We start from the raw sequence: 13,923 nt of genomic DNA, 5'->3' as shown, positions 1-13,923 counted from the left end.
TCGCACTCCTTGCGAATTGCCACAAGCTCAATGCCGGCGGCTTAACGCTAATCCACGAAACCGGCACCATCCAGGCCTTCCGCGCAATGATTTGACCGTAATGCGGGTATCATCCGCAGCGGCCGAGGCTGCGATCGTTGACGTTGCCAGCTCGGCGGATGCGCCTGGTTAACGGATCATTAAAGACGAGCCGCAGCTTGATCACCGCCGACGACGTTCTCGAATTGCCGGCTGCCTCACGCGTGATGCCGGCGGCGCGCCCGCCGCTGCCGGTGCACCCGGGCGCGTCGGTCTCCGTCGTGATTCCCGCCAAAAATGCCGCGGCCTATGTCCGTGAAACCATCGCGAGCGCGCTCGCGCAAGGCGATGTCACCGAAGTGATTGTCGTGGACGACGGCTCGACCGACGGCACCATGGCGATCGTCCGCGCCATGCGTGATCCACGGCTGTGTCTGATACACAACGACTCCGCCGGCGTGTCGGCGGCGCGCAATCTCGGCGCGCGGCAGGCGATCGGGGATTGGCTGCTCTTCCTCGATGCCGACGACCGCTTGCGTCCCGATGCAGTGGCGGCACTGCTGGCGGCAGCGCGCGGCGCTCCGCGCGCAGTTCTCGTCTATGGCGACTACAACACGATCGATAGCGAGGGACGTCAAATCGGCCGGCGCGATCTGCTGAAGGCACGCCGCAAGCCGTCCGGCGATGTGCTGACGCGGCTCGCGGCCGGCAACTTCATCGTCAATGGCGGCATCGTGCTCACCCGTGCGGAGGCCTTCCGCGCCATCGGCGGCTTCGACCTCTCCCTCAGATATTGCGAGGATTGGCATTGCTGGTGCCGCCTTGCCGCGATCGGCGAGTTCGAGTTCGCACCAAAGCTCCTGCTCGACTATCGCCTGCACACGGCCAACACGATGAACGCGGCGGTGCGGACGCCGCAGGACTTCTTTCCGGCGGTCGCGCGCGTCTTCGACGACGGGCTGATCCTGGCGCGACTGCCCGAAGGCGCGGCCGGCGCGCTGCGGCGGGCCGCCGAGATTCATCTCGTCACCTATTCGGCGATGCAGGCGGTGCGCTTCGGCAGATATCGTGAAGTCTTCGCCTATCTTGGGATGGTCGGCCGGCGATCGCTCAAATCGCTGCCGCGCTCCGCACTCCGGGTCGCCCTCGCCCGTTTTGGCATCTAACCCGCGACCAGGGCGTCAGGACACGATCTTCGAGGCTTCATAGGGCTTCGGCTCGATGCCGAACGCAGCGAGCACGGAGCCGAGCGCGACCATCACGGGATGCATCGCGACAACGGTCTTCGACGACGTCAGCAGACTGGCCGCGCGCACCAGCGACAACGGCAACCGTCCAGCCATCTGCGCAAACACCAGCATCCGCGCCGCCGCGCTCCGCGCCGCCTTGGACTGCACACGATAATTGATCGCGCCGATGCGCAGGCCTCGTTTTGCGATCCAACCGAGACTGGTGCGGCTCTGCGGCACGGTCTCGGTGATGACTGCCTCCGCGGTCCAGTGGAATGTCATGCCGGCATCGCGACACCGCACGAAGAAATCGCAGTCGCCGCCGCCGAGGAAATTGAAACGCAGATCGAAGGCCGGTCGCTCGAACCGCTCGAACACCGCGCGCGTGATCAGACAATTGCCGCAGCCATAGATTAGCGGCACCGCGCCGCTGTAATCATAGGCAGGACAGAAGGCGGGATGACGCGACAGCCAGGGCTGGCTATCGTCGTCGAAGACCGGCACCACCGGCCCGCCGACCACGTCGGCGCCGGTCGCCTCCGCGGTACGAACCATCAGCTCGAGCCAATCGGGCGAGGCGATCTCGTCGTCGTCGATCATCAGGAAGCGGGTCGCGGCGGGAAACAGCGCCTGCGCCGTCTCGAACGCGGCGTTGATCGCCTGACAATTGCCTTGCCGCTCCTCGACGAGGCAGACGCCCTGAAGCCTGCCGCCAGCGAGATACTCCGCGGCGACCGGCGCGCTCTCGCGCCGCGCAGCATCGTTCTCGACCACGACGACGGCAAAGGAGCGGGAGGTACGCTGGCTCACCAGCGAGTCCAGCGTCAGCCGCAGATGTTGCGGGCGGCGGAAGCAGGGAATGCAGACGACGATGCCGACCGACAGGTCGATGACGCGGGAGCTCGCCACGATCTCCCGGTTGGGATCGCACACGACGTCCGCGATGCGCGTGGCGGACAGGTCTGTCGGGATCAATGTCATGACGTCCTAGATGTCCGAGATATATTGAAAAAGCCCTGCTTCGATCGCGCGGATCGGCCCCGTCCCGCGACGGCACATCGCCGCGGCACAGATGCGTCCCAAAATGAACGACGGCCGCAGGACGCATGCCGGCGACCTCCAACCATCTCGGCACAACGCCGTGCACTTAACCGCCTTCGCGTGCTTCTGCTGCGAAACGTCGCACGCGTGATAGTGCAATTCGCGGTCCACTGCACCGACAACGCCGCAACATGAACAATGCCGTAGTTAACGCCCATGCGCATTAACCCGACCGTAAGCACTGCGACCAGTGAGGTGGCGCGGCATCAGTTTTGCTCTTCGGGCGAGCGAGTTTTTTCCTGTAAATTTGAATAGAACAAGCGCAGTCAGAAAATCATGAACAAGCCAGCCACGATCGATTTCGCGACAGCAACGACAATCAATGTCTCCGCGGCCACTCCATCCACCCAGGCGCTGCACGATCTGATCCCTGGCGAAGCCCGCGACAGCCTGCTCGCCATTCATGACATGCTACGCCGCGAACTGCCGCAGGGCCGGCTCGCCATCTATGAAGCTGGCGGCGGCTCGTGCAGCGTTCTGCCGCCGGAATTACCGAGCCGCAGCCACGTCACCGTCGTCGACATCGACGAAGATCAGGTCCGCAACAATACCTACGCGGACGAGGCGATCCTCGGTGACGTCCAGACCTACCGTTTCGGGCGGGAGAGCTTCGATCTCGTGATCTGCTACAACGTGATCGAACACCTTCCCGACGTCGAATCCGCACTGTTGAATTTCCGCGACGCGCTCAGGCGCGGCGGAATGATCCTGATCGGCGCGCCCAATCCGCGCTCGCTGTCGGGCGTGGTCACCAAATATTCGCCGCACTGGTTTCACGTCTGGTTCTACCGGAACATCCGCGGCATCAAGGATGCCGGCCTGCCCGGCGAGCCACCGTTCCCGACGTTCTTCCATCCGCTGGTGACACTGCCGAGGCTCGAAGCATTCGCGGCCGCCAACGGTCTCGAGATGATCTATCGTCGCGAAGTCGAGAGCCCGCGCTATCCCGAGATGCGGCGGCGCAAGCCGCTGTTTGCGGCCCTGGTCGACGCCGGCGCCGCGGTGCTGAACGCGGTGCTGCCGCGCGGCACCGACGTCCGTCGCGGCGACTATCACGTCATCCTGCGGAAGAGCTGACCGCCATGCGCGCGCAGCGGATCGCACAACAAGCGAAGCTTCACGGCCACGCTGTGCGCGGTAACGAACCGTTAATCTCTGCGGGACCTCAGCGTCACGGCGACGCGCCGAGCAGCGGCATGCGCTTAAACGCTTTGTTTGCCATTTCGGTGAATAGTCCCTCAATGAGTATGGTTAATTTTCCCTGTTGCGTTGATTGGGCCCCCATATCCCGGGTGCGTGGCGCAAAGCGAAGTGTAACCCCTCAGCCCGCGGCAGTTGGAATGAAAGCTGGGGATCATGCTTGACTATAACCAGCCGATTGATCGGGCCAGACCGGAGGCCCCGCAACGGAAGGCTCAGGCCGGCTTCAGCGTGCTGGAGCTCGCCAATCTGCTCTGGCGGCGAAAGGTCGCGATTGCCGCGGCCGCCCTGCTCGGCGCGACGCTTGCGGTCACCATCGGCAAGAGCCTGACGCCTTGCTACACCGCCACCGCCCAGCTCTATGTCGACCCGCGCGAGCTTCAGCTCGTCGATCGCGAGCTCACGCCGCGCGCGCAGGACGTCTCCGGCATGTCCATGGTGGTGGAGAGCCAGGCGCGCCTGATCACCTCCAATAGCGTGCTGCTCCAGGTCATCGAGCAGGCCGGTCTCGACAAGGATCCGGAATTCGGCGGCGGTGAGGGCGCGAGCCTGATGTCGTCGCTGCTCGGCCTGATCGGCCTTCAACCCCGCGCGCCCTCGGCCGCAGAGAGGAAGGAAGTGCAGCTCGCGGCGCTCGACGCGCTGAACAAGCACATCACGATCCGCAAGACCGAGAAGAGCTTCATCGTCGACATCGAGGTCTGGTCGACGGATCCTGCGAAAGCGGCGATGCTCGCCAACACGCTGACCAATGCCTACCTCGCGGAATCCCGCAACTCACAGGCCTCGGCCGCACGGCGCGCCACCAGTGATCTCTCCAGCCGGTTGAAGGAGCTGCGCGAGCGGCTGCGCAACGCCGAGACTGCGCTTGCCACCTACAAGGCCCAGAACAATTTCGTCGGCACCCAGGACACGCTGATCAGCGACCAGCAGCTCTCCGCCAGCAACCAGCGGCTGGCCGCGGCCCGCGCGGCGACGATGGATGCGCAGGCGCGGCTCGACCAGATCGAGGCGAGCCGGCGCACGGCCGCGGATGCGGGCGCGATTCCCGAGGCGCTGCAATCGCCGACGATTGCGAACCTGCGCGCGCAATATGCGGACGCCCGCAAGAAGTATGCGGAGCAGGCCGGCGAGCTCGGCCCGCGCCACCCGGCGCTGCGCCAGACCGAGAAGCAGGTCGAGGATCTCAAGCGCACCATCAACGAGGAAATCGACCGCTTCGCCCAGTCCGCCAAGAACGACCTGACGCGTGCCCGCGACTTCGAAGCCTCGCTCAACCGGGCGCTGGAAGCGCAGAAGCGGCAGAGCGTCCAGCTCAGCCAAGCCGCAGTCCGCCTGCGCGAGCTCGAGCGCGAGGCCGACGCCAGCCGCGACGTCTATCAATCATTCCTCAAGCGTTCGCGCGAGACCGAGGAGCAGGAGAGCCTGAACACGTCCGCAGCCCGCGTCATCGGCGAAGCGACGGTGCCGCAGCGACGCTCGTTCCCGCCGGCGATGAGCCTGTTCGCCATGATCGGCTTCATCTTCGGCGCGGTCGCAGCGTCAAGCTGGTTCGCTGCGGCCGAGCTCCTGTTCGCCGGTGCGACCGCGCCAGCGCCGACGCCTGCCCGTCCACAGCGCACGCCTGCGCCGGATGCAACGCGAGCTCCGCAGCGCGCGCGGGCTGCAGAGGCCTCGGAGGCCTCGCCGCCCCAGCAGGTCTCGCGAGCTCCGGAAGTTGCGCAAGCTCCGCCGGAACTTGCCGCTCCTCCGTTACAGCCTTCGATGGTCGAGAAGCCCCTGATCGAAAAGCCGCTGATCGCACGCCTCCAGGAGGCCGATGTCATTCACACGCTCGGCGCCATTCTCGCAACGGGCGGCGGCGTCGATCTCACCCGGCTGGGCTGGCCGACCCTGCGTCCCGGCTTCCCCCTGACCACGCTGCTCAATGCCTGGCGCGACATGCGCACTGCTGTGGCCCGGCGCGCCGATGGCAAGGCGATGCCGGTCATCGCGCTCGTCGGCACCGGCGAGACCACCGGTCGCAGCGTAACCGCGCTGAATTTCGCGCTGGCGGCCGCGCGCGACGGCGCCCGCGTGCTGATGATCGATGCCGATCATCAGGCACGCTCGCTCTCGAACAAGCTCAACCGGCGCGGCAAGAGCGAACCGAGCCGGCTCGGCTGGCTCTCGATCGGCAGCAAGGACGCCCGCGAGATCAAGACGGTCAACGGCATCTCGGTGCTGCCGGCCGCTGGGGGCGATACCGGCAAGGCGACTGATGCCATTCGCAAAGCGATTGCACAGGCGCGAGCCGCGGGCGGATATGATCTCGTGATCCTCGACGGCCCCGCGGTGCCGCTCTCGGCCGGCGGCCGCAAGCTGCTGGACGACACGGACGCGCTGGTGGCGGTGCTGCCGACCAGCCTCGACATCAACGACAGCCTGGAAGAGATCTTGACCGCGCTCGGCCGCGCCGAGCGCAAGCTCGTCGGCGTCGTTCTCGACGAGCTCACTCCCGCAGCCCAAACGCGCCAGCGAGGCAGACAATATGCTTGAGCGCCGCGTCAACCTCGATGGACGGGCGGCAACTGCCGAGGTGCCGCGGATCACCGTCGGCGGCCTTCGCATGGCCGCGATCGACCTGGAAGAAACCGCCGATTTCATGATCGAGGCGACCGATCCTGACAATCGCATCGGCCGTCCGCTGTTCCTGACCTCGGCCAATGGCGAGGTGCTGGCGCGCTGCTCGACGGAACCGCAGACCGAACGCCTGTTCCGCGCCGCCGACCTGATCAACGCCGACGGCCAGCCGCTGGTTGCGGCTTCGAAGCTGCAATCCTGGTTTCCGCTGCCGGAGCGCGTTGCAACCACGGACCTGTTCCACGTCGTCGCGCGCAAGGCGGAAGCGGTTGGCCGCACCTTCTACATGTTCGGCGCCAGCGAAGCCGAAAACATCGCTGCGGTCGAGAACGTCCAGAAGATGTATCCGAACCTCAAGATCGTCGGGCGCAGCCACGGCTATCTGCGTGGCGAGGCGCTGCGCGCGAAGGTCGAGGAAATCAACGCGCTTGCGCCGGATTATCTGTGGATCGCGCTCGGCGTGCCCAACGAGCAGGCATTCGTGGAGGAATTCACTCCGCATCTCACCAATGTTGGCGTTATCAAGACATCCGGCGGTCTGTTCAACTTTTTGTCGGGCAGCCGTTCCCGCGCGCCGCAATGGATGCAGAAGATCGGACTCGAATGGGCCTGGCGCACCTGGCTCGAACCGCGCCGCCTGCTCTGGCGCTATTTGACCACCAACCCCCGCGCGCTCTATCTTCTCTTCAGCCGCCACCGATCCCTCCGCTAAGAGAAGAGCAGAAGACGACATGACCGACCGACCGACCGTCCTCGTCACCGGGGGCGCAGGCTATATTGGCTCGCATGCGTGCCGCGCACTGACCGCCGCCGGCTATCAGCCCATCGTTTATGACAATCTCTCGACAGGTCATCGCAGTTTCGTTACCGGCCCACTGGTGACGGGCGATCTGCTCGACGGCACGGCGCTGGCGCGCGCCTTCGCCGATTACAACATTACGGCAGTGATGCATTTTGCGGCGGCGAGCCTGGTCGGGGAGTCGATGACCGACCCGCAGAAATATTACATCAACAACGTGCAGGGCACGCTGTCGCTGTTGCAGGCCATGCGCAACGCGAACTGCCGTCGCATCGTGTTCTCCTCGACCGGCGCCGTCTACGGCAACGCCGATTCCAAGGAACTGCCGGAAGACTTTCCCTGCGCACCGATCAATCCCTACGGCGCCTCGAAGTGGATGATCGAGCGCATGCTCGCCGATTACCGCACGGCCTATGGCTTCGGCGCGTTCTGCCTGCGCTATTTCAACGCTAGCGGCGCCGACCCGGCCGGCGGCATCGGCGAATTGCGCGACAACGAAACCCATCTCATTCCGCGCGCGATGATGGCACTTCAGGGCCATGTCGAGTTCGCCGTATTCGGCGACGACTATGACACGCCCGACGGCACTGCGATCCGCGACTACATCCATGTCACCGATCTCGCCGCGGCGCATGTCGCAGCACTGAAGCTTCTGGAGCAGGGGCATGCCGGCAGCAGCTTCAATCTCGGCACCGGCTCCGGCTTCTCCGTGCGCGAGATCCTCAACGCCATCAGGCAGGAGACCGGGCGCGAGGTGCCGCACACCATCAAGCCGCGCCGCCCCGGCGATCCCACCTATCTGGTCGCGGATCCCTCTGCCGCGAAGAAGGTGCTCAACTTCGTGCCCCGTCACTCCGACCTGCCTACAATCATCCGCACCGCCTGGGCCTGGCACCAGAAGGCGCATCCGTTCAGATCGGGTTAGGCAATCGCGGCACCCGCAGCTTGCCTGCCGTGCCTCGAAACGGCTAGAATGGATATTCGTTGCCGCCGTTGGCGCATCGCTGACGGCCGCACGTTTTCGCATTGCCGACGATGATGTCGGCTTGCATGGCTCGGCCCATTTGCGCGAGCTGATTTTTCCGAACGAAGGCCACGATCAAATCCGCCTGCCGGCCTATCATCGGGCGTGGATCGAGGGAGTATCGACCGCATGCATCAGGCTGCACGCCTGGAGTTCGAGCGCGTGATGGAAGAGTTCGCCCGCTGGCAGGTCGTGCCCGAGGGCGAGCGTTCCCCCGCGCCGGCTTGGTGGTGGGGACCTGCGATGGCGGTGCTCGACGACAACGAGCCGATGGGTTGCGCATGGTGCGCCGAGCTCGGCTTGAACGAGGGGTCGAGCTTCGCCGAGGGCGCTCGCAGCATTCTCGCCCTGTTCGTCGAGCAGACGTCGCTGACTGGACCGCAGCAGTTTCCGAACAAGGCCGAGGGCGGAGAACACGCCGTCCGCGAGCTGCACCCGCAGCCGTCAGACGACAGCGCGTTTCAGCCGTAACGCTGCGGCCTCCTCGGCGACCGGATCCCGCTCCGGCTGGAGCGGTGGCGCCACGGGCAGAACCATCGGCCGCAGCAGTTCGGCCATCTGTCGCGCCGGCAGCGGCTTGGCGATCAGATAGCCCTGCATCTCGTCGCAGCCATGGGTGCGCAGGAACGCCTCCTGCTCGGCATTCTCGACGCCTTCGGCGACGACGGTCATGCCGAGCGCCTTGCCCATGCTGATGATCGCCTGTGCGATCGCCTGGTCTTCCGAGTCCTGCGGCAGGTCGCGCACGAAGGAGCGGTCGATCTTGATGGTGTCGATCGGGAAGTGCTTCATCAGCGACATCGACGAATAGCCGGTACCGAAATCGTCGATGGCGAGGCGAATGCCGCGGCTCTGGATGGCATCGAGCACCTTGAGCGCACGCCCGACATTGCGCATCATCATGCTCTCGGTGACCTCCAGCTGGAGCAGCACCGGCGACATGCCGCTGGCGGCGAGCGCCTCGTCGACGTCCTGCAACAGATGCTCGTCGGCGAACTGGCGCGGCGACAGGTTGACCGCCATCGACAGCGGTAGCAGGCCGCGGCGCTGCCAGGCCATGGCTTGCGCGCAGGCCTCATTCAGCACCCAGCGGCCGATCGGCACGATCAACCCGGTCTCCTCCGCAAGCGGAATGAATTGCGCCGGCGAGACATTGCCGAGATCGGGATGCGTCCAGCGCAGCAGCGCTTCCACGCCGGTGATCTGGCCGGTCTCCATATCCACCTTGGGCTGGTAGTTCAGCGAAAACTGCTCGCGCTCCAGCGCCCGGCGCAGCGCGCTCTCCAGCGACAGACGTTCGATCGACTGCGTCTTCACTTCCTTGGAGAAGAAGCGATAGCCGTTCTTGCCGTCTTCCTTGGCGAGATACATCGCCATGTCGGCATTCTTGGTCAGCGTCTGCGCGTCGGAGCCGTTGGCCGGATACATCGCGATGCCGATCGACGCCGTGGTGTGGCACTCGTGGCCGGCCAGCTCCGTGGGCTCGGCAAGCGCGGCGAGCAGTCCGCTGGCGATGCGCTGGACGTCGTCGATCTCGCCGCACTGGTCGAGGATCACCACGAACTCATCGCCGCCGAGCCGCGCCACCACGTCGCTTGCCCGCAGCGCGCCGCGCAAGCGATTCGCCACTTCGAGCAGGAGCAGGTCGCCAGCCTCGTGACCCAGCGAATCGTTGATGACTTTGAAGCGATCGAGATCGATGAACAGCACCGCAAAGCGGTGATCGTGGCGCTGCGCCACGTCGATCGCCTCGCGCAGCAATCCGTTGAATGTCTCGCGGTTCGGCAGGTCCGTCAGGCTGTCATGCGAGGCGAGGTATTCGATCCGCTCATCCGCCTTGTTCTTCTCGTCGGCGCGATCGAAATTCTCCATCGCGAAAGCGACATTGTCGGCGAGGCGCTGCAACAGCTCGACGAACTCGGCCGTGAACGTGTCCTTTTCGGTCGACATGTAGATCATGACGCCGACGGCCAGGTCGTGAACGACGAGCGGGATCGCCGCGCCCGAGCGCGCACCGTCGCCGCGAACGATGGCGTGGAAGGCGCTCACGCGCTGGTCGTTGAGATAGTCGTTGCTGATGCAGGGCTGCCGGGTTCGGAACGCTGTGCCGGCCATGCCCCGGCCTTCGGGGCGCTCGGGATCGACCGAGAGGCGGACATTGCGCGTGGTGTCGGACGACGGTCCGGCGCTGGCGACGATCTTGAGCTGGTCGCTGTCGGCGCTGGCGAGCGCAATCGTCGTCGAGGTGAACTTGGCGCCATTCGATGCGGCAAGGCACACGAGGTCGAATAATTCGGCGCGCGATTTCGCCCGCATGATCGCCTCGTTGGTCGCGCTCAGCGCCGCGAACATGCGGGTCAGACGCTCCTTCTGCGCCTCGGTGCGGGCCTTTTCCTCGGCGCGATCGAAGTTGTCGAGCGCGAAGGAGACGTTTTCGGCAAGGCGAGCCAGCAGTTCGACCAGATCGGGCGTGAATGTGTCCTCCTCAGGAGCAAGGAACAGCAGAATGCCGATCGGCTCCTGACCGGCGCGCAGAAGCGGGAAGCTGGCAGCGGCGCGGGTCCCGTCCTCGACTGCCTTGGAGTGCCAATGTGCCGAGCGCGGGTCGTTCATATAGTCGTTGATGACACTGGGCCGGCACGTCCGCAGCGAGGTTCCGATGATCCCTTGGCCCTCGGGATGATCTGGGGAAATCGCGCAGGTGCGCCCGATCATTCGCTCCTGAAGCCGCCCCTTCACGGCGACGACCCGGACCAGCTCACGTTTCTCGTCGATGATTCCAATCGTCGCCGAGGCGAACATACCGCCCAGCACGGCCGCCTGACATGCGACCTCGAACAGCTCCTCGCGGGTCTCGGCGCGCACGATGGCTTCGTTGGTAGCGCTCAACGCCGCGAACATGCCGCTCAGCCGGTCTCGCTGCTTGTCGGCCTTCGCCTTCTCCTCGGCGCGGTCGAGATTTGCGATCGCAAATGACACATTGCGAGCGAGCCGTTCCAGCAGTTCGACCAATTCCGGCGTGAACGTGCCGATCTCGAGTGAATTGAACAGGAACACGCCCTCGGCGCGTTCGCCATTGAGCAACGGCAGCGCCGCGGAGGACTTGACGCCGGTGCGGCGGGCACTGTCGTGCCAGGGCTTGAGGCGTTCGTCGGCGAACAGGTCGTTGGTGAGGCACGGCTGCCCGGTGCGGAAGCACGTGCCGGTCAGGCCTCTTCCCTCCGGCACATTGTCGGTCGTCGCGAATTTGAGCCTGCGTACTTCATCGGAGTTCGGCCCTGCAGAGGCAACGACTCGCAGCAGCTCGGAGGCAGGCTCGGCGAGCGCGATCGTCGCCGAGCCGAACTTGCCGCCCTGTACCGAAGCTTCGCATACGAGATCGAACAGCTCGGCGCGCGATGTGGCCCGGATGATCGCTTCATTGGTGGCGCTCAGCGCGGCGTACATGCGCGCGAGCCGTTCCTCCTCGCGGGCGATCTTCGCCTTCTCCTCGTCGCGATCGAAGTTCTCGAGCGCAAAGCACACATTTTCGGTCATGCGCAGCAACAGCGCGACGATACCCTCGTCCTTCGCCCAGGATTTGCTGACGAAGAAGAACATCACGCCGACGCTGGTTCCGCGCTTGATCAGTGGCGCGGCGACGCAGGCGACCGCGCCAGCATTGATGTTGGCTCGCTCCCAGGTCGTTCCCTTGGTGCGACCGACGAGGTCGTCTTCGACCATCGCCTTCTGCGTCCGGAAGACCTGGCCGGAGATGCCCCGACCGTGAGGATTGTCGGGATCGACCGAGTAGCGCGCCTGCCTGATCAGGTCGAGATTTTGTCCGGTTGCGGCCACCGGCGTCAGCCAGTGCGAGTTCTCCTCGCGCAGCAGCACGAAAGTCGCCAGCGATTTGCCGCCATGAACTGCTGCGTCGCAGACCCGCTGATACAAGTCCAATTCGGTGCTGGCTTTGAGGATTGCTTCGTTCGTCGCGCTCAGCGCCCCAAACATGCGATTGAGCCGCCGCATCGCCGCCTCGCTGTCCCGGCGTGCTCCTTCTCGCTCGAAATTCTCGATCGCATAGGAGATATTGGCCGACATGCGCTCGAACAGCGACACCATCTGCTCTTTCAGCGAGCCGGCTTCGCGGCGGGTCACGTAGAGCACGCCGACGCTGTTGCCATTGCAGAGTAGCGGCAGCGCCGCGGCAGCGCCGATATGGGCCTTGGCCGCTCCCTCGCGCCACGCCAGCGAACGCGGGTCGTTCAGATAGTCGTTGCTGATGCACAGCTTCTGATCGCGAAACGCCTCACCGCCGACGCCGGATCCTTCGGGCGTGCCTGCTTCCGTCGTGATCATGATCGAGCGCAGCCGCGCAACGTCGTCGCCGCAACCGGCCGCAAAATGCAGCCGCCCGCAATCCGGTCCCACCAGGAATACGGCGACGGCCAAGAAGTCCCCACTCGAAAACCCGGCGTCGCAGACCTTCTGGTACAGCTCGTCCGGCGATTTCGCGTAGAGGATCGCTTCGTTGATGGCGCTCAACGCCGCAAAGGTGCGCGCGAGTGTCGTCGGCACGATCTCAGCTCCCGGGCATTTCTGCCCATTTCTCCCGGGTGACTTTATGAATGCGGATCGCCTAAGTGGTCGTTATTGCGCGCTGCAAACCGTCGATCAAAGTGAATGAGCTGCGAACGACCGGCGCCAAACTGTCAAAAATACCGCCGCACGGGATGAAGTTTCGACCAAAGGCGCGCTCTCTTTACGAATTTGCAGCCCTGTATTGGTTTACGGGAGATTGATATCGCAGCGGCGCTTTGAGACGATGGCACCCAACGAGCAGCCTGTTAAGGGCACCAAGCCGAGGGAACGCCATGCCGATCGTCAGGGCCGATCGCCTCACGCGCATCAGCGCCGCACTGCTCCGTGCCGCCGGAGCGTCCGAGGAAGAGGCCGACGCAGTCGCCACCGGCTGCGTCAACGCCAATCTCGCCGGCCATGACTCGCACGGCGTGATCGCCGTTCCCACCTATATCGACCGCATCAAGGCCGGACACATCGTGCCCGGCGCCAAATGGACCATCGTCCAGGAATCGCCGACCACGACCGTGATCGACGGCCATTGGGGATTCGGCTTCCACGTCAACGCAAAGGCGATGGCACTGACCATCGAGAAGGCGAGGACGGCGAACGTCGCCGCTTGCACCGTGTTCCGGCAAAGCCATGTCGGCCGCCTCGCCGCCTATCCGTTGATGGCGATGCTCGAAGGCATGATCGGGATTGCGACCGCGGATTCCGGGCGCTCGCCGAAGCACGTCGCCCCGTTCGGCGGCAAGGAAGCGCGGCTCGGCACCAACCCGATCTCGATCGCGGTACCGTCCGATCTCGATGCACCTTTCTATCTGGACATGGCGACCTCGGCGGTGGCGGCCGGCAAGGTCCAGCTCGCCGTCGCCCGCGGCGAAGAAATTCCGACGGGATGGATCATCGATGCCGAGGGGCGGCACACCACCGATCCGACCCAATACCGCAAGGGCGGCGCGCTGCTGCCGCTCGGCGGCACCGAAGGCTACAAGGGCAGCGGCCTTGCTGCCATGGTCGAGGTGCTATGCGGCCTACTCACCGGTCTCGGCTTCGGCGTCGAGCCGACGGGGCGACACAATGACGGATGCTTCATGGCGGTGTTCAACGTCGCGGCCTTCCGTCCGCTGCAGGAGTTCAAGCGCGAAGTCGCCGAGTTTGCACGCTACCTCAAATCGACACCGCCGTCCGAAGGCAGCAACGGCGTGTTCTATCCCGGCGAGATCGAGGGCCTGCGCGAGCGGCAACGCCTGCGCGACGGCATCGAGATCGAGGATGCCACTTGGGAGAAGCTGCGCGCGCTGGCGCGCGAGTACAGGCTCGACACCGTCCTCGATCTGGCCTGACGGCATCAGGAGAACAGCAGC

The 13,923-nt window shown here is 65.0% G+C and carries 9 protein-coding genes; 7 read left to right on the top strand and 2 right to left on the bottom strand.

Annotation, left to right across the window (positions count from 1 at the left end):
* Nucleotides 1-197: 197 nt before the first annotated feature.
* On the top strand, nt 198-1,184 hold the full coding sequence (locus ACNJX8_RS05230; protein ID WP_439359820.1) for a glycosyltransferase: 987 nt from the start codon (nt 198-200) through the stop codon (nt 1,182-1,184).
* A gap of 15 nt (nt 1,185-1,199) precedes the next feature.
* Here the strand turns inward: ACNJX8_RS05230 and ACNJX8_RS05225 are convergent, their stop codons facing one another.
* Complete coding sequence (locus ACNJX8_RS05225; protein WP_439359819.1) at nt 1,200-2,228, bottom strand: glycosyltransferase family 2 protein; 1,029 nt, start codon at nt 2,226-2,228, stop codon at nt 1,200-1,202.
* 396 nt (nt 2,229-2,624) lie between these two features.
* On the opposite strand from ACNJX8_RS05225, the gene ACNJX8_RS05220 reads away from it, so the two are divergent.
* The 5 genes from ACNJX8_RS05220 (at nt 2,625) to ACNJX8_RS05200 (ending at nt 8,464) form a co-directional block, all read left to right on the top strand.
* Nucleotides 2,625-3,425 carry a methyltransferase gene (locus ACNJX8_RS05220; RefSeq protein WP_439359818.1) on the top strand — a complete coding sequence of 267 codons (801 nt, stop codon included), beginning with the start codon at nt 2,625-2,627 and terminating at the stop codon, nt 3,423-3,425.
* Nucleotides 3,426-3,704: 279 nt separating this feature from the next.
* A complete protein-coding gene (locus ACNJX8_RS05215; RefSeq protein ID WP_439359817.1) occupies nt 3,705-6,086 on the top strand; it encodes an exopolysaccharide transport family protein in 2,382 nt (793 codons plus the stop codon).
* Nucleotides 6,079-6,882, top strand: a complete 804-nt coding sequence (locus ACNJX8_RS05210) for a WecB/TagA/CpsF family glycosyltransferase (protein ID WP_128939866.1) — start codon at nt 6,079-6,081, stop codon at nt 6,880-6,882. The genes ACNJX8_RS05215 and ACNJX8_RS05210 overlap by 8 nt, the downstream gene beginning before the upstream one ends.
* Nucleotides 6,883-6,901: 19 nt before the next feature.
* On the top strand, nt 6,902-7,894 hold the full coding sequence (galE, locus tag ACNJX8_RS05205; protein WP_439359816.1) for a UDP-glucose 4-epimerase GalE: 993 nt from the start codon (nt 6,902-6,904) through the stop codon (nt 7,892-7,894).
* A gap of 228 nt (nt 7,895-8,122) precedes the next feature.
* Nucleotides 8,123-8,464: a hypothetical protein gene (locus ACNJX8_RS05200; protein ID WP_128939868.1), complete on the top strand. Its 342-nt coding sequence runs from the start codon at nt 8,123-8,125 to the stop codon at nt 8,462-8,464.
* On the opposite strand, the gene ACNJX8_RS05195 is transcribed toward ACNJX8_RS05200, so the two are convergent.
* Nucleotides 8,438-12,553, bottom strand: coding sequence for a bifunctional diguanylate cyclase/phosphodiesterase (locus tag ACNJX8_RS05195; RefSeq protein WP_439359815.1), 4,116 nt, complete (start codon nt 12,551-12,553; stop codon nt 8,438-8,440). The genes ACNJX8_RS05200 and ACNJX8_RS05195 overlap by 27 nt on opposite strands.
* A 296-nt stretch (nt 12,554-12,849) precedes the next feature.
* On the opposite strand from ACNJX8_RS05195, the gene ACNJX8_RS05190 reads away from it, so the two are divergent.
* Nucleotides 12,850-13,902, top strand: coding sequence for an Ldh family oxidoreductase (locus ACNJX8_RS05190; RefSeq protein WP_439359814.1), 1,053 nt, complete (start codon nt 12,850-12,852; stop codon nt 13,900-13,902).
* Nucleotides 13,903-13,923: the final 21 nt, after the last annotated feature.

Source organism: Bradyrhizobium sp. SPXBL-04 (genome assembly GCF_051853035.1).
GTDB classification, from domain to species: Bacteria; Pseudomonadota; Alphaproteobacteria; order Rhizobiales; family Xanthobacteraceae; genus Bradyrhizobium; species Bradyrhizobium zhanjiangense.
This window is presented reverse-complemented; position numbering and strand designations above follow the sequence as displayed.